Genomic DNA, 25,378 nt, shown 5'->3' with positions numbered 1-25,378 from the left:
TCTATGGCCCGCCACCCGGCCAAAATGAGGTCGTATTCCAGGTCGCGCAGTACTTTGGCCAGGATGGTGGCCGTGGTGTGCTCGTCTATTTCCTCCAGGCCCTCGTCTCCCACGTGCACGGCTTTGTCGGCACCCATGGCCAGGGCCTGGCGCAAAATGTCCGGCACTTTGGGCCCCCCAAAGGAGACCACCGTGACTTCGCCGCCGTGCTTTTCTTTGAGCCTTAATGCTTCTTCCACGGCAAATTCGTCGTAGGGGTTCATGATGAGGTTTACGCCCTCGCGGTTGATCTTGCCCGCGGCGTCCAGCGTGATTTTGGCCTCCGTGTCAAAGGTCTGCTTGGGCAGAACGACTATCTTCAATGCCTACCACCCCGCCTTTAAGGATTAATTTAATCATTCATTTTAATCATTTCAGTAGGTAGTTAGCAATGACCAGCCGCTGTATCTCGCTGGTGCCCTCGTAAATTTCGGTAATCTTGGCATCCCGCATCATGCGCTCCACGGGGTACTCCCGCGTGTAGCCGTAGCCGCCGTGAACTTGCACGGCCTTGGTGGTCACCCACATGGCCACCTCGGAGGCAAAAAGCTTGGCCATGGCCGCCTCCTTGCCGTACGGCAGGCCGTTATCCTTCAGGAAGGCCGCCTTGTAGGTCAACAGCCTGGCCGCCTCAATGCGCGTGGCCATGTCGGCCAGGAGGAAGGAGATGGCCTGGTTTTCGGCAATGGGGCGGCCAAACTGCTCGCGCACCTTGCTGTAGGCCAGGGCCTGTTCAAAGGCGCCCTGGGCAATGCCCACCGCCTGGGCGGCAATGCCGATGCGGCCCCCGTCCAGGGTAGCCATGGCCACCTTGAATCCCTCCCCCTCTTTACCGAGCATGTTCTCCTTGGGAATGCGGCAGTTTTCAAAGACCAGCTCGTAGGTGTAGGAGGCGCGGATGCCCATCTTTTTCTCCTTCTTGCCGAAGGTGAACCCCGGCGTGCCCTTTTCCACAATGAAGGCCGTGATGCCCCGGTGCTTTTTGCCGGGGTCCGGGTCCGTGCGGGCAATAATGACGTAGACGTCGGCCCTGCCGGCATTGGTGATGAAAATTTTCGTGCCGTTGAGCACGTACTCGTCGCCGTCTTTTGTGGCGCTGAGCCTGATGGACCCGGCATCAGACCCGGCTCCAGGCTCGGTAAGCCCCAGCGCCCCGACCTTTTTCCCTTCCGCCAGGGGGACGAGGTACTTTTTCTTTTGCTCCTCCGTACCGAAGGCGTAGATGGGCCAGCAGCAAAGGGATGTATGGGCGGAAATCAAAACGCCCGTGGAAGCGCAGACGCGGCTGAGCTCCTCTACGGCAATGGCGTAGCTAAGATGATCCATGCCCGCCCCGCCGTACTCCTCCGGGAAGGGAATGCCGGTGAGGCCCAGCTCGGCCATCTTGTCCCACAGGCTCCAGTCGTAGTCCTCCTTTTCGTCCATCTCCGCAGCTTTGGGCGCCACTTCCTTTTCCGCAAATTCCCTCACCGTCTGGCGCAGCAATTCCTGCTCTTCGCTTAAGGCGAAATGCACAGCCCTTTCCCCCCTGCCCTTTTTTCTTGCCGCACCCCAGGCGCTTGCAAATTGCATACCTGCCCGCGGCGGCGGGAAAAACCCAAAGAACCACACCCCGCAAGTCCCCCGCGCTCCGGCTCCCGCGTTTACGGTCGTAAACACGCGGGGTAATTTTATTTTCGGGAAAGAGACAGGCCCGAGAAAATTATAACCCGGCGGAAGGAAAATGTAAATGACTGAGTGCTCATTCATCTAACTACATAAAAATGAGCAGGCCCTCAGGCCTGCTGCAGTTCCGGCAAGATCTGCTCGAAAAAGGCCAGGGATTCGGGGTTAACGAGCGCGTCCCTGTTGGTTACGGGGCGCCCGTTAATGATGTTGGCGACGGCGCTCTCCACCTTCTTCATATTCATGGTGTAGGGGATATCGGGAACGGCAATGATGCGGTGCGGTACGTGCCGCGGCGAGGCCTGCTCGCGCAGCGCCCGTTTGATCTTTTCCTCCAGCTCTTTGGTGAGCCGGTATCCCTCGGCCAGCTTCACAAAGAGGATTACCCGCTGATCCCCCTGCCAGTTCTGGCCCACGGCCAGACTGTCGGCCACCTCCGGCAGTTTTTCCACCACGTTGTAGATTTCCGCCGTGCCGATGCGCACCCCGGAAGGCTTGAGCACCGCATCGGAGCGACCGTAGAAGGTAATGCCGCCGGTATCGCTGTGCATGACAATGTAGTCGCCGTGGCGCCATACCCCCGGGTAATGGGAGAAGTACGCGCTGCGGTATTTCTCCCCCTCAGGGTCGTTCCAGAAGTAAAGGGGCATGGAAGGAGCCGGCGCCTCGCAGACCAGCTCGCCCTGGCGGTCCCACACGGGCCGCCCTTCCTCATCGTAGGCCTTTATCTTCATGGCCAGCGCCGGGGCCTGCAGCTCGCCGGCGTATACGGGCAGGGTGGGCGAGCCGGCGGCAAAGCAGCCGTTGATGTCCGTGCCGCCGGAAATGGAGTTAAAGTGAAGGTCCTCCTTTATCTCGCGGTACACGTACGCAAAGCCTTCCGCGGAGAGGGGGGACCCTGTCTGGGAAATCTCGCGCAGGGAAGAGAGGTCGTATTCCTTCCCGGGGCTGAAGCCCTGGCTACGTAGGTAATTAATGTAAGTGGCGCTGCAGCCGAAAATGGTTACTTTTTCCTCTTCTATGAGCCGCCACATGGCCCCCGCGTCCGGGTGGTTGGGGTTGCCATCGTAGAGGACCACCGTTGCCCCCACCGCCAGGGAGCTGAGCAGCCAGTTCCACATCATCCAACTGCAGGTGGTGATGTACATAATGCGATCCGCGCGCTTTAGGTCCGTGTGCAGGAGCAGTTCCTTCAAGTGGTTGATGAGCACCCCGCCGGCCCCCTGCACCATACACTTGGGCTTCCCCGTGGTGCCGGAGGAAAACATGATGTACACCGGGTGGTCGAAGGGCAGCTGGACAAACTCCGGCGGCACGGGGCCGGGAGCGAGAAAGTCGTCCCACAGCACGGCCCCGGGTATGCCCTTTACATCCGGCACAGCGGAGATGAAGGGAACGACCACCACCTTTTCCAGGGAGGGGATGTGCCGTGCCACCTCCGCGGCGTTGGCCAGGGTGCTGAAATGCCGGCCCTTGTACACGTAGCCGTCCACCGTAAACATCACCTTGGGCTCCACCTGTCCCAGGCGGTCGAGCGCGGCCTGGGGCCCGATGTCCGTGGCGCAGGAAGACCAGATGGCCCCGATGCTGGTGGCGGCAAGCATGGCCACGGCAGTCTCGATCAGGTTGGGCATGTAGGCCACCACCCGGTCCCCCGGTCCCACACCCGCCTCGCGCAGGGCGCGGGCCAGGCGCCCCACCGTGTCGTAAAGCTCCCTGTAGGTCATGGTTTTTCTCCGGCCGCCCTCGCCGCGGAAAATAAGGGCCGTGTGGTCGTCCCGGTAGCGCAGCAGGTTTTCGGCAAAGTTCAACCTGGCCCCCGGGAACCAGCGGGCGCCGGGAAATTTGCTCAAGTCGTCCACCACCGCCGTGTACCCTGCGGAGGCCACGATGCCCCCGTAATCCCACATGGCCGCCCAGAAATCGGGAATGTTTTCCACCGACCAGCGGTAGAGGTCGAAGTAGTCCCGCAGGTGCAGGTTGTATCTCTCGTTGACAAAGGCCGTGAACCGCGTCATGTTGGCCTCTCTAACCCGCTCCGGCGAAGGTACCCATAGCGGCTTCTTCTTCACCGCCAAACAACCCTCCCTTAAAACTTTAGAGGTAGCAGCCAATGGCCCTGGCAATCACCAGGCGGTTGATTTCCGACGTGCCCTCCCCTATCTCCAGCAGCTTGGCGTCCCGCAGGTAGCGCTCCACGGGGAACTCCTTCATGTAGCCGTATCCCCCGTGGATCTGGATGGCGTCCAGCGCCGCCCGGGTGGCCATCTCGGAGGCAAAAACCTTCACCATAGCCGCCTCCTTGGTCACGGGGCGGCCCTGGTCTTTGAGCCAGGCCGCCTTTAAGTACATGGTGCGGGCCAGCTCAATGTTGGTGGCCATGTCGGCCAGCTTAAAGGAGATGGCCTGGAACCTGGCAATGGGCTGCCCGAACTGCACCCTCTCCCGGGCATAGGCCAGGGCGGCGTCGAGGCACGCCTGGGCAATGCCCACGGCCATGGCCGCAATGGCAATGCGGCCCCCGTCAAGCACCTGCAGAAACTGCTTGAAGCCCTTGTTCCTTTCCCCCAGGAGGTTTTCCTTGGGCACCCGCACGTTGTCAAAGAAGAGCTCCGTGGTGTTGGAGCCGTGCAGGCCCATCTTCTCGTAGGTGGCCCGGATGGTAAAGCCGGGGGCATCGGTGGGCACAATAAAGTTGCTTATCCCCCGCTTGCCCAGCGCGCGGTCGGTCACGGCGGTAATGGTGACAAAGCGGGCGTAGCTGGCGTTGGTGATGAAGCACTTGGACCCGTTAATGACCCACCAGTCCCCGTCCTCCACGGCGGTGGTCTGCGTGGCCCCGGCATCCGAGCCGGCATTGGGCTCGGTGAGGCCAAAAGCCCCCAGGCACTCCCCCCGGCAAAGGGGCACGAGGTATTTCTCCTTTTGCTCCTCGGTGCCGAAGAGGTAGATGGGCATGCAGCCCAGGGAAATGTGCGCCTCGTAGGTGAGGCCGGTAGAGGCGCAGGCGCGGGAGATCTCCTCCACGGCCAGGCAGTAGCTGACATAGTCTGCTCCCGCACCCCCGTATTTTTCGGGGAAGGGCAGCCCCATAAGATCTAAATCGGCCATTTTTTTAATAATATCAAGGGGAAACTGCCCGGTGCGGTCAATTTCCCTGGCCCGGGGAGCTATCTCGCCCTGGGCAAACTCCCGCACCACATCCCGGATCATCTTTTGCTCCTTGGTCAAGTCAAAGTTCACGGGTCCAACCCCCAACCGCACGGAATTAGTTAGCTTCAACCCTGCCCCAAAGCAAATAAAGGATCATCTGCCCCGCTCCGGCCCCCAAAAGTAAAAAAAGGGGGGCTAAAAAACAAAAAGGCCATCCGGCCTGCACGCGGTTTGTTTCCCCCTTGTTCACTCCCGTTGTAATGTCAATAACCCTTAACAACTAACCGGTGAAGGTAAGAGAATACTTCATCAGTTTCTTGTAAAGGCCGGGGCGGGAGATGCCCAGGAGCTGCGCCGCCCTGGCCTTGTTTCCCCCGCTTTCCGCCAGGGCGCGGGCCACCAGCACCCTCTCCACCTCCTCCATGATTTCCCCCAAGGCCTTCCTGCCCTTTAAGGCTTCCCCTACCTTTTGCGCCAGTTCCCGGGCAAAGGACGGCTCCCCTTCCCACCCCAAAAGGTAGGCGGGCAGGTGGGCCAGGCCGATAACGCCCCGGCTGCCGGCAAAAAGGCACGCCGCCCCGACGCACTCCCGCAGTTCCCGCACGTTGCCCGGCCAGGGGTAGCGCGCAAAGAGGGCCAGCACCCTAGGGTCAACCCCGGCCACCGGCTTCTTCCCCGCCGCGAATTCCTGCAGGAAGGCTTCCACCAGGAGCGGGATGTCCTCCTTGCGCTCCCGCAAGGGGGGAAGCCATATTATTCTGCCGGCCAGCGCACCATAGACGTCCCGGCGGAGCCTGCCGTAGCCGACCATCTTTTCCGGGTCGGCGGTGGAGGCGGCCACAAAGCGCACCTTCCGGGGCACCTCCTGCAGGAACCTCGCCAGCCGGCCCTGGGCAGGGAGGGGCAACTCCCCTACCTCTTCCAGGAAAACCGTGCCGCCGCGGGAGCCACGCAGCCTGGCCTCCAGCTTTTCCGGCGGCTCGCCGTAAAGCTCCCGGCACCGCACCTTTACAAACGGGCCCGCCCGCCGGGGCCCGCACTCATGCACGACCCTGGCCCAGAACTCCTTCCCCGTGCCCTTTTCCCCGACGATCAACAGGTGGAAGCTCCCCCCAGCCAGCCCGGGAAGCTCTTTCTTTAAAGCCGCTATTGCCGGGCTGCACCCGGCAATGCGCTCCAGCAACTGCCCCTGCTCCACCGTCTCACCAGCCCGGGCCCTGCGGCCAACTCTTCACAATATTTTAACAATTCAGTTTGCAAAAAGAAAAGGGAGGAATGCGGCTAATTAGCTAAAAATATAGAAAATACAGAACTAGTTCCCGCTCTCGAGTCCCAAAACAAAACCGGACGGAGGGTTAAAATGAGCGAGCGGCCCTGGCTGCAAAACTACGATCCCGGCGTCCCCCACACCCTGGAGTACCCGCCCGTGCCCCTGACCCACTTTTTGGAAGAGTATGCCAAGAAACACCCCGAAAGACCGGCGCTTATTTTCCAGCCCGCCCCGGGAAACTTTGCCGTTTCGCGGCTGACCTACGCCGCGCTCAACGAGCTGACGGACCGCCTGGCTGCCGGCCTTCACTCCCTGGGCGTGCGAAAGGGAGACCGCGTGGGCCTGCTCATGGTAAACTCACCCCAGTTCGTCATCTCCTACTTTGCAGTGCTCAAGCTGGGTGCCGTGGTGGTGGCCACCAACCCCCTCTACAGCCCGCGGGAAATGGAGCACCAGCTGAGCGATGCAGGGGCAAAGGTGGCCATAGTCATGAGCCGCTTCTACCCGCAGCTAAAGAAAATCCAGGAGCGGACCCCGGTAAAAACCATCGTGGTTACCAACATTAAGGATTATATGTCCCCGGCCCTGCGCCTCCTTTTTACGCTGCTCAAGGAAAAGAAAAGCGGCGACAGGGTGGCACCTGCCCCGGGAGACATATCCTTCCGGGAGCTCATCATACGCCACCGGCCCCACGAGCGCCCGCGCACAGAGGTCGGCCCCGACGACCTGGCCCTCCTGCAGTACACCGGCGGCACCACCGGCACCCCCAAGGGGGCCATGGCCCTGCACCGCAACCTGGTGGCCAACGCCCTGCAGATCAGGGCCTGGTACGTCATGGCCCAGGAGGGCCGGGAAGTGGTCCTGGCCGCCATACCTCTCTTCCACGTTTACGGCATGGTCACCTGCCTGGCCTTTGCCCTTTCTTTCGGGGCCCCGCTGGTTCTCCTGCCCGATCCGCGGGACCTCCGCAACATCTTCTTTGCCATTCAAAAACATCGCCCCACTGTTTTCCCCGGCGTCCCCACCCTGTACAACGCCATCAACAACCACCCGGACGTGAAAAAGTACGACTTGAGCAGCATCAAGGCCTGCATCAGCGGCTCTGCCCCGCTGCTCTCCGAAACGCAGCAGAAGTTTGAAGCCCTCACGGGGGCCGTGCTGCGGGAAGGCTACGGGCTCTCGGAAGCCCCCACGGCCACCCACTGCAACCCCTTCCTGGGGGAAAACCGCCGCGGGTCCATCGGCATGCCCCTACCGGACGTGGACTGTAAGATCGTCAGCATGGAGGACGGCATCACTGAACTGCCGCCCGGCGAGGTGGGCGAACTGGTAATTAAAGGCCCTCAGGTTTTTGCCGGCTACTGGAATAAGCCGGAAGAAACGGCCCTGGCGCTGCGGGACGGCTGGCTTTATACGGGCGACCTGGCGCGCATGGACGAGGACGGGTACTTCTACATTGTGGACCGCAAAAAGGAGATGATCATTGCCGGGGGCTACAACATTTACCCCCGCGAGATCGAAGAGGTGATCAAGGAGCACCCCAAGGTGCTGGAAGTGGCGGCAGGAGGCATTCCGGACCCCTACCGGGGGGAAACGGTAAAGGTGTGGGTAGTGCCGCGACCGGGCGAGAACCTGACCGCCGAAGAAATCCGGGAGTTCTGCCGGGAAAGGCTGGCCAAATTTAAGATCCCCACGCACATCGAATTCCGCCACGAGCTCCCCAAAACCACGGTGGGCAAAATACTGCGCCGGGTGCTCGTGGAGGAAGAAAAGAAAAGGCACCAGGGACCGGGCGGGGTAACTTTTTCATAAAAGGCGGCCACGCAAAACCGCCCCCGTTATCCGTTTGGGGGCGGTTTTCCTTTCCCGGGGAGGTTTTTTCAGGAAACCTTTGCCCTGGCCAGGTGGCGGCTCAGGGCCTCCTGGTAGAGCTGGAGGTACTCCACCGCCGAGCGGGCCCAGGAAAAGTCCCTCTCCATCCCCTCCCGCACGATCCTCCTCCACTGCTCCGGCTGCTCCCGGTAGACGAAAAGGGCCCGCTGGAGGGCGTGGTAGAAGGCGTCCCCCTTGTACTCGTAAAAAACGAAGCCGGTACCCGTGCCGGTGGCCGGGTTGTAATCCACCACCGTGTCGGCCAGGCCTCCCGTGGCCCGCACCACGGGAACGGTACCGTAGCGCATGGCAATGAGCTGCCCCAGGCCGCAGGGTTCAAAACGAGAGGGCATCAGGAACATGTCGGCGCCGGCGTAAATGCGCTGGGCCAGGATGGCGTTAAACCCAATGTACACCCCTACCTTCTCCGGGTAGCGCCTCTGGATCTCGCGGAACATCTCCTCGTAGTACCGGTCCCCGCTGCCCAGCACCACCAGCTGCACGTCCTGGGAGAGGAGCCTGTCGGCCACCTCCGCCACCAGGTCCAGCCCCTTCTGGTCCACCAGGCGGGAAATCATCCCTAAGAGGGGCACGTCCCTCACCGGCAGGTTCATCTCCTTTTGCAGGGCCACCTTATTTTCCCTCTTGTTTTCGATGCTCTCCACGTCGTAGTTGCGGTAAATACGGGGGTCGGTGCGGGGGTTGAACTCGTGATAGTTGATGCCGTTGACGATGCCGTAGAGGTCGTGGGACCTCTTGCGCAGGAGGCCGTCCATGCGCTCGCCCATCTCCGGGCGCTGGATCTCCGCGGCATAAGTCCTGCTCACCGTAGTGATGACGTCGGCGTACAGGATGCCCATCTTCATGAAGCTGACCGTCCCGTAAAATTCCAGCAGCTGCGGCGTAAAATACTCCTCCCCTACCCCTAGGAGGGTCAGCGTCTCCTTGGGGAAGTTCCCCTGGTACTGGAGGTTGTGGATGGTAAACACGGTGGCCATGCGGTGGTAAAAGGGATCGTGCCTGTAGCGCACCTTTAAAAAGAAGGGTATGGGGCCGGTCTGCCAGTCGTTGCAGTGGAGGATGTCGGGCTGCCAGTTCAGGCGCGGCAGCATCTCCAGCACCGCGCGGCAGAAAAAGGCAAACCGCGCGGCCTCATCGGGAAACATGTAGAGGCCGTCCCGGTAAAAATAGTGGTGGTTGTCGACCAGGTAGACGGGCACGGTACGGTGCTCGCCCTTGTAATGGGCCTCAATGCCGCTCTCCCGGATGATGGCCGTTTCCGCCCGCCCCTGGAAAAATACCGGGAAGTCCAGGCGGTAGGCCGCCCCTTCAATGCCCTTGTAGTGGGGCATGGCAATGCGCACGTCGTGGCCCGGTCCCTCGTTGCCCACCGTGGCCAGGGCCTTGGGCAGGGACCCGGCCACGTCGGCCAGCCCCCCCGTTTTGGCAAAAGGCACCACCTCGGAAGAAATAAAGAGCACCTTCAAGGGGCGGTCAAACATACTGCACGGCCCCCTTTTGGACCTCCATCACTGGAGGCGCGCAAAAGACCTCCTGCTCCCGCAGGATGGAGGCGGCCAGCTCCGGAGGCGTGGGGTTAATATAATAACCGGTACCCAGTTCAAAGCCCGCAATGGTGGTCAGGCGGGGCAGGATCTCCAGGTGCCAGTGGTAGTAGTGGGTATCCGGTTCGTTTACCGGGGCGGTGTGCAGGACGACGTTCAGGGGCGCCCCGCCCAGGCTTTTCTGCAGGCGCAGGAGGGTCTCCCTCAACACCCCCGCCAGGTTCCGCACCTGGTCATGGCGCACGGCGGCAAAATCGTGCTGGTGCTCCCGGGGCGCGATCCAGGTTTCAAAGGGAAAGCGGGAGGCAAAGGGGGCAAAGCTCAAAAAACTCCCCCCCTGCACGACAAGCCGCTCCTGCTCCCGGATTTCCTGGTCGAGCACCTGGCAAAGGACGCACTTGCCTGTCAGGCGGGCGTGCTGCTTCAGGGCCTCCAGCTCTTCCCGCACCTCCCTGGGCACCATAGGTATGGCCAGGATCTGGGAGTGGGTGTGTTCTAAAGAGGCCCCTGCCACCTGGCCAAAGTTTTTAAAGATGGCTATGTACTTTAAGCGCCCGTCTTTTCTCAAGTCCAGGGAGCGCTGCTGCCAGGCCCGGATTACCTCCTCCAGCTGCCGCCCGCTGAGGTTCTCCAGGAAGGGCTCGTGGGCAGGCGCCTCCACCACCACCTCGTGGGCCCCCAGGCCGTCCATGAAATCGTATATACCCCGGCGGTAAACGCCCTCCCGGGCCTCCACGCGCACGGCGGGAAACTTGTTGGGCACCACCCTGATCCACCAGCCCGGCGTATCGCGCTGGGTGCCCTCACGGCGAAAAGACAGGACTTCCGGGGGGGTATCCCCTTCATGGCCCGGGCACAGGGGGCACCGCTCGCCCTTTGTTTCGTAAGCGGGGACCTTAAAGTCGCAGGGCCGCTTGGCCCTCTCGGTAGCCACCACCACCCAGCGGTCCACAAGCGGGTCCTTTCTCCACTGGGGCACTTTTTCCCCTCCTCTGCGCACAAATTTCTCCCTCATACAGGCCTAATGTTAAATTTACCGCAAAAAAGCAGCCTTTATTACAGAAAGTTAAGCGAAAAAGGGAACCGCAGGTAGGAAAATGGCGGCAGAAAGCGAAGAGGATTTTATAGAGACTTCCCGTGCAGCGGGGGAGGCACCATGTCCGGGGAAGCCGTGAAGATCAAGGGAACCCGGGAGGGCCTGGTCATCATGCTGGACCCCACCCGGGAATTTGAAGAGCTCAAAACCTCCCTGAAGAAAAAAATGGAAGCCGCTCCCCACTTTTTCCGGGGCGCGCGCTTTATCGTTTACGGGAGGGCCATCAGCCCCAGCCAGCAGCTGGAGCTGGAAAACCTCTGCCGCCGCTACGGGCTGGTTCCCGCCCCCCAGATCCCCTGGCCCCCTGAAAGGAAAAGAAGGCCTGTTCCGGGAGAGCCCGCCCGGCTGGTCTACGGCCCCTTGCGCTCCGGCCAGGAAGTGCGCCACGCGGGCCACGTGGTCGTGCTGGGCAACGTTCACCCGGGGGCACAGGTGGTGGCGGGGGGGAGCATCATCATCATGGGCTACGGCCAGGGGTCGCTTCACGCCGGCTACGGGGGAAATGAAGAAGCCCTCATTGCGGCCTTTGCGCTCAGCCCCACCACCCTCCTCATTGCCGGCGTGCTGGCCGACCCGCCGGAAGCGCCGCCCGCCACGGGCGGGCCGGTCACCGCGCTCCTAAGGGAGGGGAGGGTGGTCTTCCTGCCTTCCCTCCCGCGCCAGAAGCCATGAGGCGGCTAAAAGCCCCGCGGCAGACTTGGCGTCACAGATCTCCCCGCGCCACAGCATACCCAGGGCCTCCGCCAGGGGAACCTTGACCACCTGCAGGAACTCGTCCTCGTCGGGAGCCTGGCCGCCCCTTTCCAGCCCCCGGGCCAGGAAAAGGTGCATCTTCTCGCTGGAAAAGCCCGGCGTGGAATAAAAGCTCAGGAGGGGCTCCCAGCGGCGGGCGGTATAGCCTGTTTCCTCGGCCAGTTCCCTCTTGGCGCACTGCAAGGGGTCCTCCCCTTCCTCCAGTTTCCCTGCCGGTATTTCCAGTAAGTGCCTGCCCACGGCGTACCGGTACTGGCGGACCATGACGACTTCCCCCTCTTCCGTGAGGGCCACCACGGCCACGGCACCGGCGTGCTCGACCACTTCCCGCAAGCCCTCGGTTCCGTTGGGCAGCAAGACCCTGTCCACCCTCAGGTTAAGGATCTTCCCCCGGTAGATTACCTGGGAATGCAGCGTTTTTTCCCCCAGTTCAGCCAAGGTTACCACCCCGCAGCAGGTCCTTTATTTTCCCCAGCACCAGGCCGGGGAGCAGGGCGTAGTCCTCGGTGGGCAGGTGCCGGGGCGCGGAGGCATCGAAGAGCACGTTGCCCGCAGGAGGAAACTCCTCGTCCCCGGTCCAGATGAGAAAGGCCAGGGGTACCTTGGGCAGCACCGGTATGCATACCGCCACATCGCCGCCCTCTATCCTTTCCCCGCCCAGCATTTCCGCCGCGCGCACCAGCAGGTCCGGCCTCTGGCCGAAGAGCCCCACCAGGGGGCGCACGGCCCGGTTGTAAAAGGGGCCCGTGTAGATGAAGCCGCCGGGCAGTTCTTGGAAGGCTATCCACCGCCCCTCGGGGAGGGCCGGCGTGGCCTTGGACAGATAATGCAGCAGGAGGATCTGCACCTCCTGGGGCACTTCCCTGGAGCCGCCCTCCTCCACCACCTCGCCTTCCGGGTAACGCACCAGGTAGCGCGCGCCCAGGAAGGGCACGCAGAACTCCTTCTTCGCGGGGTCGAAGGGCACGGCGGCGTTATAGGCCATGGCTTCGGGATCCCGCCCGGCAAACTCCTCCCGCGCCAGGCGGTGCGCCGGCCCGAGGTTCATCCAGGGCAAAAAACTCCCCCCTTTTAAAGTGTGAAGAGAAAAGGCTTCATAAACAGGCTTCGCCGCTTTCGCCCCCTTTTCCTCCCCGCAGCTTCCGCAGGTATATCTGCCGCGCCTTCCGCGAAAAATTCTCTTTAAGAGGACCCTAAAAGAATTTTTCCGGGAGGTGCTTTGCTTCGTGAGCCTTGTGCGCTGGGATCCCTTTGCCGAGCTACACAGCCTGCGCCAGCAGCTCAGCCGCCTCTTTACCGGCCCCTGGTGGCGGGGGCCCTGGTCGCCTGAGGCAGCCGGCCCCCGCATGGACATCTACCAGACCGACCAGGAAGTGGTGGCCACCGCCGAGCTGCCGGGCCTTGCCTCCAAGGACGATATCGAGGTGCTGCTGACGGAAAACAGCCTCACCATCAGGGGAGAAGTCAAAAGGGAAGGGGAGGAAAGGCATGAGGACTACTACCACAGCGAGCGCTTCTACGGCACTTTCAGCCGCACCGTGCCCCTGCCGGCAGAGGTAAGGCCGGAGCAGGCCAGGGCCACCTACAGGAACGGCATCCTGGAGGTGCGCGTGCCCAAAAAGGAGCCCGGCAGGGGAAACGTCCACAGGGTAGACATCCATTAAAGCAAGAAGGGCGCGGGAAGCAGAAATCCCCTGCACGGGCATCTTTATGAAGAGGGCGCAGGGCCCGGCACCTGCCGCGCGACGGCGGCAGGTGCTTTTTTCATAAAATGGCTTCCCTGGAATATATTTTTTAATGCATTCCCCGCTGGAAACTGGTAGAATTTTTGCGGAAACCCTACCTAGAGGAGGCAATCATGTCAAAACTAAGAAGAAGAGTTATCCCCCTGTCCCTGGCGGCGGCCCTGCTCCTGCTGGCCTTTATCCCCTTCTCCTACGCCGGGCAGCTCTTAAGACAGGGGGACTCCGGGCCGGAAGTCCTTTTCCTCCAGAACCAGCTGCGCCAGCTCGGTTACCTGGCCGCGCCGGCCACGGGCTACTTCGGGCCCCTTACGGCTGCCGCCGTGAGCAGGCTGCAGGCCGACTACCGGCTGGTCCCAGACGGCATCGTCGGCCCCCTCACCCGCGCCCTGCTGGACGGGCTGCTGGGTGCCCCGCAAAAGCCCCTGAAAACGGTCATGGGCTACTACACCGGGGAAGAGTGGCCCCTCCCCTCCTCCTTGGAAACCCTAAAGGCCCATGGCGATGCCCTCACCTGTGTAGCCCTTTTTTCCTACCGCCTCCATCCCCTCTCCCCGGGCCGGCTGGAGGCCATGGACTACCTTCCGGCCTCCGAAATCCAGCAGGTCCTGGCCCTGGCGCGGGAAAAAAAGATCAAGGTGCTGGTGCTGGTACACAACCTCCTCTACGGCAGCGGGATCCGGGGAAGGGATGTGGCACGCCTGGCGTTATCGGACCCTCAAAGGCGGCACGCCCTGGTCATGAACATTTTCAACATCTTAAAGGAGAAAGGGTTTGACGGCGTGGAGATCGACATTGAAGACCTCTACCCGCAGGACGGCCAGCTGTTTAATCAATTCCTGGCCGAGCTGTCCGCCCAGCTAAAGCCCGCGGGCTATGTGCTTTCCGTGGCCCTGCCGGCCAGATTAAGTGACGACCAGGCCGGCTGGGGAAGCGCCTTTGATTACCGGACCGCAGCCCGCTACGCCGACCAGGTGGTGATCATGGCCTACGACGAGCACGGCCTGTACAGCGGCCCGGGCCCCATTGCTTCTCTTCCCTGGGTGGAAAAGGCCGTGCGCTACACCGTGGAGCGCATCCTCCCGCAGAAGATCCTCCTGGGCATCCCCGCCTACGGCTTCGACTGGAACGGGGACGGGCAACCTCCCCGCTACCTCTCCTACCGCCTGGCCTGCGAGACCGCCAGCCGCTACGGCACGCCGGTACGCTGGGACGAAAGGGCTCAGGCGCCGTACTTGAAATACATAGATGAAAACGGCTCCCCGCACGAGCTGTGGTTTGAAAACGCCAGCAGCTGGGCCGGCAAGCTGGACCTGGTCGCCAGGTATGGGCTTAAAGGCATAGCCGTCTGGCGACTGGGGCTGGAGGATCCCCAGGGGTGGAAGGTTATCGGGGACAAGTTTACCGTGGAAAAGGGGTAGGAGCCACAAAGGCGTATAAGGAAAGGATTCCCTGGATCTGCACCAGAATTAGTTGTAAAATAAAACCGCACGATTTTGCCGGGAGGGTTTACTTTTGGCCCCCAGCGTGGGCATCCCCTGCTCCCTGCTCTACTTTTGGTTCTACCCCTTCTGGGAAACCTTCTTCCGCGAGCTCGGGGCCAGGGTGGTCACCTCCGGGAGCACCAACAAGCAGATTCTGGATCTCGGGGTAAAGGAAGCCCTTGCCGACGCCTGCGTGCCCGTCAAGCTCTACTTCGGGCACGTGCAGGCCCTCATGCCCGAGGTGGACTTTCTCTTTGTCCCCCGCCTGGTGTGCCTCAATTACCAGACCACCTACTGCCCGAAGTTCCTGGGCCTCCCGGACATGATCCGCCACACCTTTACCGGCAGCCCGCCGCTCATCGACATACGCATAGACGTGCGGGAGGGCCTGCATGCCCTCCCCAAAGCTTACTGGCAGGCAGGCAGGGCCCTGGGCGCAAAGCACGCCGCCGTGGCCCGCGCCTATCTTTTAGCCTGGAAGGCCCAGCGCCGCTACCTTACCCTCCTGCAAAAGGGCCTTTTGCCCGGCGAGGCAGCGCCGGGAAAAAGCTCCCCCACGGGAAAGCGCCCCCCGGATCGCAGGGGCCGGCTGGTCTTCGGCGTGCTGGGCTACCCCTACCTGGTGCACGACCCGTACATTAGCGTGGGGCTAATTGCCAGGCTGCAAAAAATGGGCGTGGGGGTCATCACCCTAGAAAACATTCCCCCCCGCCTCCTTTACCGGCAACCTCTGCCGCTGGACAAGCGGCTCTTCTGGACGCCGGGCGACCTGGTCTACCGCGCCGCCCTCTACCTCCTCTCCTCCCGCAGGGTGCACGGCCTCATCCACGTCACGGCCTTTGGCTGCGGGCCCGACGCTATGGTGGGCAAGTACCTGGAGCAGGCCCTGCGCCGCCACCCGGAGGTTCCCTTCCTGACCCTCACCGTGGACGAGCACACCGGGGAAGCGGGCATGGCCACGCGCATAGAGGCCTTTGTGGACATGGTCAGGCGCCCGAAGGCAGGGTGGTAGGACGATGCCCAGAGTCACCTTTCCCCACGTGGGGGAGTCTTACCGCGCCTTTAAAATGCTCATGGAAGACCTGGGGAACGAGGTGATCGTGCCGCCGCGGCCCAGCCGCCGCACCCTCGACCTGGGCGTGCGCCACGCGCCCGAGTTTGCCTGTTTCCCGGTAAAAATACTCCTGGGCACCTACCTGGAAACCTGCCCCCAGGGGGTGGAGCTTATCGTCACCACGGGCGGGGTGGGGCCCTGTCGCGCCGGCCACTACGCCCAACTGCACAAGAAAATCCTCCGCTCCCTGGGTTACGCGGTGGACGTTGTGGTCCTCGAGCCCCCGCGGCTCTACCCCCTGGACTTCCTGCACAGCGTAAGGCGCCTCAACCCCCACCGCCTCTCCTTCCGGGCCATTTACGAGTGCGTGCGCCGCGCCTGGCGCAAGCTGCAGGCCCTGGACAACCTGGAAAAGCTCACCCACAAAATCCGCCCCCGGGAGTTAAGGGCGGGCGAAACCACGCGCGTCTACCGGCGGGTGCTGGAGTGGGTGGACCGCGCCTACACCATGCGCGAGATTGTGGAGGCGGAAAGGGCGGCGGCGGAAGAGCTGCAGAAGGTGCCCCAGGACCCCGCGCGGGAGGTCTTCAAGGTGGGCATCGTGGGGGAGGTGTACGTGCTCCTGGAGCCGGCCAGCAACCTGGAAATTGAAGAGGCGCTGGGCCACATGGGCGTGGAAGTGGAGAGGTCCATCTTTTTAACCGGCTGGACCCGGGACAACACTTGGGCCGAAACCCACGAGGTGCTGACCGTAAAGGACGCCGCCCTCCCCTACCTGCCGGAGCTGCTGGGCGGCCACGGGCGGGACTCCGTGGGCAACACGGTCATTTTCGCCAAGCGCGGCTTCCACGGGGTCATCCAGCTGGCGCCCTTCACCTGCATCCCGGAAATTGTGGCCCGCACCATCCTGACCAGGGTGAGCAGGGACTTCGGCATTCCCGTGCTCACCTTTTTCCTGGACGAGCAAACGGGCAAGGCGGGAATGATTACCCGCCTGGAGGCCTTTGTGGACCTGATGAGGCGGAGGAAGGGACCCTAAATGGCCAAGGCGTACCTGGGCATCGACGTCGGCTCAGTCAGCACCAACCTGGCGGTACTCAACGAGGCCGGGGAAGTCCTGGCCGGCCTCTACCTGCGCACCCGGGGCCGGCCCATTGAAGCCATCCAGGACGGCCTGCGGGAAATTGCCGGGCTCCTCCCCCCCGGGGTAGCAATTGCCGGGGTGGGCACGACGGGCAGCGGGCGCTACCTGGCGGGAGCCATGGTGGGCGCGGACGTGGTGAAAAACGAAATTACCGCCCACGCCGTGGCCGCCTGCATGATGGTGCCGGGCGTACAGACGGTGCTGGAAATCGGCGGCCAGGACTCGAAAATAATCATCCTGCGTAACGGCGTGGTTGTAGATTTTGCCATGAACACCGTCTGCGCGGCGGGAACGGGCTCCTTCCTGGACCAGCAGGCCGCCCGCCTAAACATCCCCATCGAGCACTTTGGGGAGCTGGCCTTAAAGTCCACCAACCCGGTGCGTATTGCCGGGCGTTGCACCGTCTTTGCCGAGTCGGACATGATCCACAAGCAGCAGATGGGCCACCCGCTGCCGGACATCATCAGGGGCCTGTGTGAGGCACTGGTGCGCAACTACCTCAATAACGTGGGAAAGGGCAAGGAGATCCTGCCGCCGGTGGTCTTCCAGGGCGGCGTGGCCGCCAACGTGGGCATCAAGGCCGCCTTTGAGCACTACCTGGGCATGCCGGTGGTGGTGCCGGAGCACCATAAGATCATGGGCGCCATCGGCGCCGCCCAGCTGGCCGCGGAAGAGGTGGCCAGGACCGGGCGCACCAACTTCAAGGGGTTTGCCGTGGCGGAGCTTGAGTACCGCACGCGGAGCTTCCTCTGCGACGGCTGCCCCAACTCCTGCGAGATTGCCGAAATGTACGAGGACGGGCGGGTCATCGGGCGCTGGGGAGCCCGTTGCCCCCGCTGGGACGTCGTGTAAGGAGGAGAGCACCTTGACGACGCAGGCATCCGCCGTAGCCACCCTGCTCCTGCTCCTCATCATGGTGAGCAGCGGCCTCTGGGTAGCCTTTGATGCCCGCCGCCGCACCCGGCCCTGGGGAGAGGTCATTGCCTGGGGCCTCTTTGCCACCGCTTTCCTGGGCCTCGGTCTGTTCCTCTACCTCCTCTGGGGCCGCAAGACGGCCTAATTTTTTATGTCTACATGAATTAACCCCCCTGTCACCGAGCAGATACACAGTGCGCCCTGCAGCCAAAAGGCCGCCTGCCGGGCTCCTACTGCCCCCACCTGGCATGGATATTGCACGGGCATCCCGGCGACCCCTCAAGGAGGTGAGTAAAAACTTGCGCCAGGCAGTTATCGTCAGCGCCGCCCGGACTCCCTTTGGCAAGTTCGGGGGAGCCCTGGCGCCTCTCTCGGCGGTAGAGCTCGGCGGCATAGCCATCAGGGAGGCGCTGGCCAGGGCTTCTCTTTCCGGCAACCAGGTTGACTACGTCTTCATGGGCATGGTGCTGCAGGGCGGTGCCGGGCAGATACCTTCCCGCCAGGCCACCCGCCTGGCCGGCCTGCCCTGGGAAGTGCCTTCCGATACCATCAACAAGGTGTGCGCTTCGGGCCTGCGGGCGGTGACCCTCGCCGACCTGATGATCAAGGCCCAGGAGGCGGATGTCGTGGTGGCCGGGGGGATGGAAAGCATGAGCAACGCCCCCTTTTTTGCCCGCATCCGCTGGGGGCAGCGCATGTTCGACACCAAGCTGGTGGACCTCATGGTCCACGACGGCCTCTGGTGCGCCTTCTACAACCGCCACATGGCCCTGCACGGCAGCGAGGTGGCCAAGGAGTACGGCATCTCCCGTGAAGAGCAGGACGAGTGGGCCCTGCGGAGCCACCGGCGCGCCGTGGCCGCCCAGGACGCCGGGCTCCTTAAGGAGGAGATCGTTCCCGTGGAGGTGCCCGGCAAAAAGGGCCCGCCGGTGGTGGTGGAGAGCGACGAGGGACCGCGGCGGGACACCAGCTTAGAGGCGCTGCGCCGCCTTCCCCCGGTGTTTGACCCCGAGAGCACCGTTACTGCCGGCAACGCCCCGGGGGTGAACGACGGCGCGGGGGCGCTGGTGGTCATGTCGCGGGAGAAGGCCGCGGAGCTGGGCCTAAAGCCGCTGGCCACCATCCTGGGGCACGCCTGCGTCTCCCAGGACGCCAAGTACATTGCCACGGTGCCCGGCCTGGCCATCAACAAGCTCCTGGCCAGGCACGGGATGAAAATAGACCAGGTGGACCTCCTGGAGGTCAACGAGGCCTTTGCCGCCGTGGTGCTGGTGAGCCAGAAAATTGTGGGCTGGGACCCCGAAAAGGTAAACGTCAACGGCGGGGCCATCGCCTTCGGCCACCCCATTGGCGCCAGCGGCGCCCGCATCCTCATGACCCTCATTTACGAGCTGCGCCGCCGGGGCGGGGGCATTGGGATAGCGGCCATCTGCAGCGGGGCCGCCCAGGGCGAAGCCGTCATGGTGCGCGTGGAGGAGTGAGCGAGGTGCCGTACCAGCTAACCGACGAGCAAATCATGATGCGGGACACCGTCAGGCGCCTGGCCCAGAACGAGTTTGCGCCGCGTGCCGTGGAAATCGACCGCCAGCACCGCTTCCCCCGCGAGAACATCCAGCGGATGGCCGAGCTGGGCCTCATGGGCATCCCCATCCCCGAGGAGTGGGGCGGGGCGGGCTGCGACTTCCTTTCCTACATCATTGCCGTGGAGGAAATCTCGCGGGCCTGCGCCTCCACGGGCGTGATCCTGGCCGTGCACACTTCCCTGGCCTGCTTTGCCCTGCTCCAATTCGGCACGCAGGAGCAAAAGGAGCGCTACCTGCGCAGGCTGGCCAGCGGCGAGTGGCTGGGCGCCTACGCCCTGACGGAAGCCAACGCCGGCTCCGACCCGGCCAACCTCTCTACTACCGCCCGCCTGGAGGGCGACTACTACATCGTCAACGGCTCAAAGCTCTTTATCACCAGCGCCGGGGAAGCCGACCTCTACGTCACCTTCGTGCGCACTTCCCCGGGAAGCAGGCACAAGGGGATTTCCTGCCTGCTCGTGGAGCGCGACACCCCGGGCTTTACCGTAGGTAAAATCGAAGAAAAAATGGGGCTCCACGGCGACCCCACGGGGGAACTCATTTTCGACAACGCGCGCGTACCCCGCGCGAACCTCCTGGGCGCGGAAGGGGAAGGCTTTAAAATTGCCATGTCGCTTTTAGACGGCGGGCGCATCGGCATCGGCGCCCAGGCCCTGGGCATCGCCCAGGCGGCCTTTGACGTAGCCCTGGACTACGCCAAGAAGAGGGTGCAGTTTGGCCGCCCCATTGCCGAGTTCCAGGCCATCCAGTTCATGCTGGCCGACATGGCCACCCGCATTGACGCCGCCAGGCTGCTCGTCTACCGCGCCGCCCGCCTTAAGGACATGGGGCTGCCGCACTCCAAGGAGGCCTCCATGGCCAAGCTCTTTGCCACCGATACGGCCATGCAGGTGACCACCGACGCGGTGCAGATCCTGGGCGGGTACGGCTACTGCAAGGAGTACCCGGTGGAGCGCTACATGCGGGACGCTAAAGTGACGCAGATTTACGAGGGCACCAACCAGATCCAGCGCCTGGTCATTGCCAGGCACCTCTTGAAGTAAAAGCTGGGGGTTTTTGCATGCGCCCGCGCCTGGAAAGAGGCTACGTGCACGTGTACACCGGCAACGGCAAGGGAAAGACCACCGCCGCCCTGGGCCTGGCCCTGCGGGCCATCGGCCAGGGCTACCGCGTGTTCATGGTGCAGTTCATGAAGGGAAGCAAGGACTACGGCGAGCTCAAAGCCGCCGCCAGGTACCTTCCCGATTTCACCATCGTGCAGTCCGGCCTGGAAACCTTTGTGGACGAAGACAACCCTTCCCCGGAGGACGTGGCCCTGGCTCAAAAGGGGATGGAGATAGCCCGCCGGGCCGTGGCCTCGGGGGAGTACGACCTGGTCATCCTGGATGAAATAAACGTTGCCGTGGACTACCGGCTCATTCCCCTGGAAGAGGTGCTGGACCTCATGAGGAACAAGCCCGCCCACGTGGAGCTGGTGCTCACCGGGCGCTACGCCCACCCCAGGCTCATGAGGGCCGCCGACGTGGTTACCGAGATGGTGCTCATCAACCACCCCTACTACCGCGGCGCGGAAAACCGGCGGGGCATTGACTTTTAAGGGGGGACGCCCATGCACGAGCTGGTGAAAAAGCTCCTGGCCGGGGACCGGCGGAGCGCCGCCAGGCTGATCAGCATCATGGAAAACAACGCCCCGGAAAAGGAGGAGCTTTTAGCGCAAATATACCCCTTTACCGGAAGGGCGCACGTGGTGGGCTTAACGGGCTCCCCCGGCGCCGGCAAGAGCTCCTTGGCCGACGCGCTCACCAGGGAGATCCGCGCCGAGGGCCAAAAGGTGGGCATCATTGCCGTGGACCCCACCAGCCCCTTTACCGGAGGGGCGCTCCTGGGCGACCGCATCCGCATGCAGGAGCACGCCACCGACCCGGGCGTGTTCATCCGCAGCATGGGCACGCGGGGGAGCCTGGGGGGGCTGGCGCAGGCCACCAGGGACGCCATCAGGGTGCTGGACGCCTTCGGCTGCCAGGTTATCCTGGTGGAAACGGTGGGCGTCGGCCAGTCGGAGCTGGACATCATGTACCACGCCGACACCACCCTGGTGGTCCTCACCCCCCACGCGGGCGACCACGTCCAGGTGATTAAAGCCGGCATCATGGAAATTGCCGACATCTTCGTCATCAACAAGGCCGACCTGGGCGGCGTGGTCCAGATGGCCACGAGCATAGAGTCCATGCTCGATCTTTCCCCGCGCTTAAACGGCTGGCGGCCCCCCGTGCTCTCCACCGTGGCCCACGAGCACCGGGGCATACGCGAGCTCTGGGAGGCCATCAAGAGGCACCGCGCCTGCCGCCGGGACAACGGCGCCGCCAGGGAGAGGGAGAAGGCACACCGCGAGCTTTTAGACCTGGTGCGGCGCCAGCTGGAGGAGCTGGTCGCCCGGCACCTCAACGCGCGGTGCGGCCTGGTGGAGCAGGTGGCCACCCGCCAAAAGGACCCCTACACCGCCGCACGGGAAATCATGGCCGGCCTTCTTGCGGTCGGAGAAAAGGCACAATTGGCAAAATTCGCCCGGGGAAAGGAGGAATAAAAGGTGGAGGAGAAAAAGCGCGAGGAAATCAAACGGGGCCTGGAAGAGTGGCAAAAAACGCGCTGCCAGTGGAAGGACCGGGACTGCCGCTTTGAAACGGTTTCCGGCATGGAGGTAAAGGACCTTTACACCCCTCTCGACCTCGAGGGCTTTGACTACATGCGCGACCTGGGGTTTCCCGGGCAGTACCCCTACACCCGCGGCGTCTACTGCAACATGTACCGGGGCAAGCTCTGGACCATGCGCCAGTTTGCCGGCTACGGCACGGCCAGGGAGTCCAACAAGCGCTACAAGTACCTCCTGGAAAAGGGGCAGACGGGGCTGAGCGTGGCCTTTGACATGCCCACCATTATGGGGTACGACAGCGACCACCCGCGCTCGCGGGGGGAGGTGGGGCGCTGCGGCGTGGCCGTCGACTCGCTGCAGGACATGGAAATCCTCTTTGACGGCATCCCCCTGGATAAGATCAGCACCTCCTTTACCATTAACGGCCCGGCGGCCATCATCTGGTGCATGTACATTGCCGTGGGCGAAAAGCAGGGGGTGCGACCCGAGCAACTGACGGGGACCATCCAGAACGACATCCTGAAGGAGTACATCGCCCAGAAGTCCTGGATCTTCCCGCCGGAGCCGTCTCTACGCATCATCACCGACATCTTTAAGTACGCCAAGGAGCACGTGCCCAAGTGGAACACCATCAGCATCAGCGGCTACCACATCCGGGAGGCGGGCGCCACCGCCGTGCAGGAGCTAGCCTTTACCCTGGCCGACGGCTTCGCCTACGTGGAGGCCGGCATTAAGGCGGGCCTGGACGTGGACGAGTTTGCGCCCCGGCTCTCCTTCTTCTTTAACGCGCACATCGACTTCTTTGAGGAGATAGCCAAGTACCGCGCCGCGCGGCGCATCTGGGCCCGCCGCATGAGGGAAAAGTACGGGGCCAAGGACCCGCGCTCCTGGATGCTGCGCTTCCACACCCAGACGGCGGGCTGCAGCCTGACCGCCCAGCAGCCGGAAAACAACATCGTGCGCACGGCCTACGAGGCCCTGGCCGCCGTACTGGGCGGCACCCAGTCACTGCACACCAACTCCATGGACGAGGTGCTGGCGCTGCCCACGGAAAAGGCGGTGCAGATCGCCCTGCGCACCCAGCAGATCCTGGCTTATGAAACGGGCGTGGCCAACGTCATCGACCCGCTGGCAGGCTCTTACTACGTGGAGTACCTGACCAACAAGATGGAAGAGGAGGCGGAAAAGTACCTGGAGGAGATTGAGCGGCGGGGCGGCGTGCTGGCCTGCATCGAGCAAAACTACTTCCAGCAGGAAATTGCCGATGCCGCCTACCGCTACCAGAAGGCGCTGGACACCAAGCAGCGCATCCTGGTGGGCGTGAACGAGTTCGTCAATCCCGACGAGAAAATCGAGATCGAGATCCTGGAAATAGACCCCCGGGTAGAGCAGGAGCAAATCGAGCGCCTGCAGAAGCTGCGCCGGGAGCGCGACAACATCCGCGTGCGGGAAACTTTAGACGCCTTGCGCCGCGCCTGCGAGGGCACGGACAACCTCATCCCCTACATCATGGACTGCGTCAAGGCCTACGCCACGGAAGGGGAAATAATCCAGACCATGAAGGAAGTCTTCGGCGAGTACAAGGAAAAGCCGACCTTCTAAAAGCCCGAAGCCTTTGCCTGAAGGAGGGGAAACCGTGAGCAGCAGGAGGATCAGGGTGCTCATCGCCAAGCCCGGCCTCGACGGCCACGACCGCGGCGCCCGGGTCATCGCCCGGGCCCTGCGGGACGCGGGCATGGAAGTCATCTATACAGGCCTGCACCAGACGCCGGAGCAGATCGTGGAGGCGGCCATCCAGGAAGACGTGGACGTGGTGGGCTTAAGCATCCTCTCCGGCGCCCACATGACCCTCATCCCCATGGTCACGCAGCTCCTGCGGGAGAGGGGGGCCGGCGACATCACCGTCATTGCCGGGGGCATCATCCCGGAAAAGGACGTCAAGGCCCTCAAGGAAGGGGGCTGGGCCAAGGAAATATTTACGCCGGGCACGCCTTTAGACGACATTGTGGAGTGGATACGCAACCACGTAAAAGTCTAACCTGCGGCACATCCCGCAGGTTAATTTTCTTTCAGCAGCCCCCGCGCGGCCAGCTTTGCCTTTACCGTGGGGTAAAGGTCGATGTTGGTGTGGGGGAAGAACCGGCTTGCTCATGAAAGCCTGGCTGTCGTTGAGCTCGATGTAGGTGATGCGGCGGGCCAAAACGCCCGCCTCCTTTCGCGCCTCGCCGGACAAAAGGGCCAGCTTCGCCCCCTCTAGGGAAGCGTTGCCCAGGCGCACCATTCTCTCCCGGGGGAGGTCCGGGTAGAGGCCGATGGTCACCGCCGACTCCAAGTCCAGGTGCTCCCCGAAAGCCCCGGCGGCGTAAAACCGCCCGATGTCGCCCGGGAAAAGCCCCACGCTCTCCAGCAAAAGCTCCAGGGCGGCATTCACCGCCCCCCTGGTGCGCAGGAAGTTCTGGATGTCCGTCTGGGTAACGGCAATTTCCCGCCCCGTGGCCGTCTCCTCTGCCGGCACCAGGGTGAACTTTTCCCGCCCCCTCGGTAAAGCACCCGGCGCGGTCGATGATGCCCGCAAGAAGCATCTCCGCCAGACAGTCCACCAACCCGGAGCCGCAGATGCCCGCCGGCGGCCCCCCACCAATGGTGGTGTAGCGCACCTCCCCGGTGGCCGCGTCAATCCTCACGCGGTCTATGGCCCCGGGCGCGGCACGCATGCCGCAGGCCGCCACCCCGCCCTCCAGGGTCGGCCCGGCGGCCCCCGCACACCCCAGCAGCCACTCCCGGTTGTCCAGCACGATCTCGCCGTTGGTACCGATGTCCACAAAAAGGGAAAGCTCCTCCCGCCGGTGCAGGCCGCTCACCAGCAGACCCCCCACCACGTCTCCCCCCCAGGCAGCCGGCCACGGCGGGGAGGAAGTAAACCGGCGCACGGAGGTTCACGGCCAGGCCCAGGTCCCCGGCGGGGACGACACCCGGGCCCTTTACCACCGGAACGTGGGGGACCAGACAGATGTTAAAGGGGTCGAGGCCCAGGAGGAGGTGCACCATGGTCGTGTTGGCCCTCACGGCCACGGCGCCGATCTCGCGGGGGCTGGCGCCGCGGTGCCGCGCCAGGCGCTCAATGAGGTCGTTCAGCGACTCCACCGCGGCCTTCTGCAGCCGCGCCAGCCCCTCCGGGCTCGTGGGCCAGCCAGATGCGCGTCAGCAGGTCCTGGTTCAAAAAACCCGACCGTTTTGAAATCTCAGTCGAGCCGGCCCCCAGACCAGGTATTCGCCTCCTTTCCGGATACTTGATTTGCCCTCTGAGGGGTAGGGCGACAGGGGACCTAGGCCCGGGAGTCCCACCCGGACGGGAGTGCTGCGCCGGAAGACCACAACCGGCACGGACCGCTT

General features: G+C 63.3%; 23 protein-coding genes and 2 pseudogenes. 14 read left to right on the top strand and 11 right to left on the bottom strand.

The window, feature by feature from the left end:
- The 5 genes from G454_RS0116770 to G454_RS0116745 all read right to left on the bottom strand — a co-directional run.
- The coding region (locus tag G454_RS0116770; RefSeq protein ID WP_027719477.1) for an electron transfer flavoprotein subunit beta/FixA family protein at positions 1-362 on the bottom strand (362 nt) is incomplete at its 3' end.
- Between the two features lie 46 nt (positions 363-408).
- The gene (locus G454_RS0116765; RefSeq protein WP_027719476.1) at positions 409-1,554 is read right to left on the bottom strand and encodes an acyl-CoA dehydrogenase; all 1,146 of its coding nucleotides are present in this window, start codon (positions 1,552-1,554) and stop codon (positions 409-411) included.
- A gap of 260 nt (positions 1,555-1,814) precedes the next feature.
- Positions 1,815-3,776: an acetoacetate--CoA ligase gene (locus G454_RS0116760; RefSeq protein ID WP_035108217.1), complete on the bottom strand. Its 1,962-nt coding sequence runs from the start codon at positions 3,774-3,776 to the stop codon at positions 1,815-1,817.
- Positions 3,777-3,801: 25 nt separating this feature from the next.
- A complete protein-coding gene (locus tag G454_RS0116755) occupies positions 3,802-4,947 on the bottom strand; it encodes an acyl-CoA dehydrogenase (protein ID WP_027719474.1) in 1,146 nt (381 codons plus the stop codon).
- A 190-nt stretch (positions 4,948-5,137) separates the two neighbouring features.
- On the bottom strand, positions 5,138-6,055 hold the full coding sequence (locus G454_RS0116745) for an AAA-type ATPase lid domain-containing protein (protein ID WP_084413579.1): 918 nt from the start codon (positions 6,053-6,055) through the stop codon (positions 5,138-5,140).
- A 162-nt stretch (positions 6,056-6,217) separates the two neighbouring features.
- On the opposite strand from G454_RS0116745, the gene G454_RS0116740 reads away from it, so the two are divergent.
- Positions 6,218-7,939 (top strand): long-chain-fatty-acid--CoA ligase, encoded by a 1,722-nt coding sequence (locus tag G454_RS0116740; protein WP_027719472.1) that lies wholly within the window; start codon positions 6,218-6,220, stop codon positions 7,937-7,939.
- 68 nt (positions 7,940-8,007) lie between these two features.
- On the opposite strand, the gene glgA is transcribed toward G454_RS0116740, so the two are convergent.
- Both glgA and galT read right to left on the bottom strand, forming a co-directional pair.
- Positions 8,008-9,501 carry a glycogen synthase GlgA gene (gene glgA, locus G454_RS0116735; RefSeq protein ID WP_027719471.1) on the bottom strand — a complete coding sequence of 498 codons (1,494 nt, stop codon included), beginning with the start codon at positions 9,499-9,501 and terminating at the stop codon, positions 8,008-8,010.
- The gene (gene galT, locus G454_RS0116730; protein WP_027719470.1) at positions 9,494-10,543 is read right to left on the bottom strand and encodes a galactose-1-phosphate uridylyltransferase; all 1,050 of its coding nucleotides are present in this window, start codon (positions 10,541-10,543) and stop codon (positions 9,494-9,496) included. Before galT ends, glgA begins: the two co-directional genes overlap by 8 nt.
- A gap of 177 nt (positions 10,544-10,720) precedes the next feature.
- Between galT and G454_RS20055 the strand changes: the two genes are divergently transcribed.
- Complete coding sequence (locus G454_RS20055; RefSeq protein ID WP_051276669.1) at positions 10,721-11,332, top strand: septum site-determining protein MinC; 612 nt, start codon at positions 10,721-10,723, stop codon at positions 11,330-11,332.
- Here G454_RS20055 and G454_RS0116720 read toward each other — a convergent pair.
- The gene (locus tag G454_RS0116720; protein ID WP_027719469.1) at positions 11,279-11,851 is read right to left on the bottom strand and encodes an NUDIX hydrolase; all 573 of its coding nucleotides are present in this window, start codon (positions 11,849-11,851) and stop codon (positions 11,279-11,281) included. The genes G454_RS20055 and G454_RS0116720 overlap by 54 nt on opposite strands.
- The gene (locus G454_RS0116715) at positions 11,844-12,461 is read right to left on the bottom strand and encodes a DUF3786 domain-containing protein (protein ID WP_027719468.1); all 618 of its coding nucleotides are present in this window, start codon (positions 12,459-12,461) and stop codon (positions 11,844-11,846) included. Before G454_RS0116715 ends, G454_RS0116720 begins: the two co-directional genes overlap by 8 nt.
- 178 nt (positions 12,462-12,639) lie before the next feature.
- Between G454_RS0116715 and G454_RS0116710 the strand changes: the two genes are divergently transcribed.
- The 12 genes and pseudogenes from G454_RS0116710 to icmB all read left to right on the top strand — a co-directional run bounded on the left by G454_RS0116710 (position 12,640) and on the right by icmB (position 24,023).
- Complete coding sequence (locus G454_RS0116710) at positions 12,640-13,077, top strand: Hsp20/alpha crystallin family protein (protein ID WP_027719467.1); 438 nt, start codon at positions 12,640-12,642, stop codon at positions 13,075-13,077.
- A gap of 194 nt (positions 13,078-13,271) precedes the next feature.
- Positions 13,272-14,576, top strand: coding sequence for a glycosyl hydrolase family 18 protein (locus G454_RS20050; protein WP_051276666.1), 1,305 nt, complete (start codon positions 13,272-13,274; stop codon positions 14,574-14,576).
- Between the two features lie 94 nt (positions 14,577-14,670).
- Positions 14,671-15,651: an acyl-CoA dehydratase activase-related protein gene (locus G454_RS0116700; protein WP_027719466.1), complete on the top strand. Its 981-nt coding sequence runs from the start codon at positions 14,671-14,673 to the stop codon at positions 15,649-15,651.
- 4 nt (positions 15,652-15,655) lie between these two features.
- Positions 15,656-16,732 carry an acyl-CoA dehydratase activase-related protein gene (locus G454_RS0116695; protein WP_027719465.1) on the top strand — a complete coding sequence of 359 codons (1,077 nt, stop codon included), beginning with the start codon at positions 15,656-15,658 and terminating at the stop codon, positions 16,730-16,732.
- Positions 16,733-17,689, top strand: a complete 957-nt coding sequence (locus G454_RS0116690; RefSeq protein WP_027719464.1) for an acyl-CoA dehydratase activase — start codon at positions 16,733-16,735, stop codon at positions 17,687-17,689. It abuts the gene before it with no gap.
- A gap of 13 nt (positions 17,690-17,702) precedes the next feature.
- Positions 17,703-17,897 (top strand): hypothetical protein, encoded by a 195-nt coding sequence (locus tag G454_RS0116685; protein ID WP_027719463.1) that lies wholly within the window; start codon positions 17,703-17,705, stop codon positions 17,895-17,897.
- 154 nt (positions 17,898-18,051) lie between these two features.
- Positions 18,052-19,233, top strand: coding sequence for an acetyl-CoA C-acetyltransferase (locus G454_RS0116680; protein WP_027719462.1), 1,182 nt, complete (start codon positions 18,052-18,054; stop codon positions 19,231-19,233).
- The gene (locus tag G454_RS0116675; RefSeq protein ID WP_483782835.1) at positions 19,230-20,378 is read left to right on the top strand and encodes an acyl-CoA dehydrogenase; all 1,149 of its coding nucleotides are present in this window, start codon (positions 19,230-19,232) and stop codon (positions 20,376-20,378) included. Before G454_RS0116680 ends, G454_RS0116675 begins: the two co-directional genes overlap by 4 nt.
- Positions 20,379-20,392: 14 nt before the next feature.
- Positions 20,393-20,932, top strand: a pseudogene (gene cobO / locus G454_RS0116670) (cob(I)yrinic acid a,c-diamide adenosyltransferase); the annotation flags it as partial.
- Positions 20,933-20,944: 12 nt separating this feature from the next.
- Positions 20,945-21,919, top strand: a complete 975-nt coding sequence (gene meaB, locus G454_RS20045) for a methylmalonyl Co-A mutase-associated GTPase MeaB (protein ID WP_051276664.1) — start codon at positions 20,945-20,947, stop codon at positions 21,917-21,919.
- A gap of 3 nt (positions 21,920-21,922) precedes the next feature.
- Entirely contained in the window at positions 21,923-23,587 is a 1,665-nt protein-coding gene (locus tag G454_RS0116660) for an acyl-CoA mutase large subunit family protein (RefSeq protein WP_211230155.1), read from the top strand.
- A 34-nt stretch (positions 23,588-23,621) separates the two neighbouring features.
- The gene (gene icmB / locus G454_RS0116655) at positions 23,622-24,023 is read left to right on the top strand and encodes a coenzyme B12-dependent isobutyryl CoA mutase small subunit (RefSeq protein ID WP_027719458.1); all 402 of its coding nucleotides are present in this window, start codon (positions 23,622-23,624) and stop codon (positions 24,021-24,023) included.
- Here icmB and G454_RS22220 read toward each other — a convergent pair.
- Both G454_RS22220 and G454_RS22505 read right to left on the bottom strand, forming a co-directional pair.
- Positions 23,979-24,777 (bottom strand): annotated as a pseudogene (locus tag G454_RS22220) (ATP-binding protein). The gene icmB and the pseudogene G454_RS22220 overlap by 45 nt on opposite strands.
- Complete coding sequence (locus tag G454_RS22505; protein WP_281168494.1) at positions 24,659-25,153, bottom strand: hypothetical protein; 495 nt, start codon at positions 25,151-25,153, stop codon at positions 24,659-24,661. Before G454_RS22505 ends, G454_RS22220 begins: the two are co-directional and overlap by 119 nt.
- Between the last annotated feature and the right edge of the window lie 225 nt (positions 25,154-25,378).

The sequence above is a fragment of the Desulfovirgula thermocuniculi DSM 16036 genome, assembly GCF_000429345.1.
Taxonomy (GTDB): Bacteria; Bacillota; Desulfotomaculia; order Desulfotomaculales; family Desulfovirgulaceae; genus Desulfovirgula; species Desulfovirgula thermocuniculi.
Note: the sequence above shows the minus strand (reverse complement) of the source record. Positions and strands in the feature narration are given on the sequence as shown.

What these genes read in the sequence shown, in the direction of transcription:
- G454_RS0116695 (WP_027719465.1), top strand. Translation starts at nt 15,656, where the DNA reads ATGCCCAGAGTCACCTTTCCCCACGTGGGGGAGTCTTACCGCGCCTTT.
- G454_RS20050 (WP_051276666.1), top strand. Translation starts at nt 13,272, where the DNA reads ATGTCAAAACTAAGAAGAAGAGTTATCCCCCTGTCCCTGGCGGCGGCC.
- glgA (WP_027719471.1), bottom strand. Translation starts at nt 9,501, where the DNA reads ATGTTTGACCGCCCCTTGAAGGTGCTCTTTATTTCTTCCGAGGTGGTG.
- G454_RS0116715 (WP_027719468.1), bottom strand. Translation starts at nt 12,461, where the DNA reads ATGAACCTCGGGCCGGCGCACCGCCTGGCGCGGGAGGAGTTTGCCGGG.
- G454_RS0116690 (WP_027719464.1), top strand. Translation starts at nt 16,733, where the DNA reads ATGGCCAAGGCGTACCTGGGCATCGACGTCGGCTCAGTCAGCACCAAC.
- G454_RS0116740 (WP_027719472.1), top strand. Translation starts at nt 6,218, where the DNA reads ATGAGCGAGCGGCCCTGGCTGCAAAACTACGATCCCGGCGTCCCCCAC.
- meaB (WP_051276664.1), top strand. Translation starts at nt 20,945, where the DNA reads ATGCACGAGCTGGTGAAAAAGCTCCTGGCCGGGGACCGGCGGAGCGCC.
- G454_RS20055 (WP_051276669.1), top strand. Translation starts at nt 10,721, where the DNA reads ATGTCCGGGGAAGCCGTGAAGATCAAGGGAACCCGGGAGGGCCTGGTC.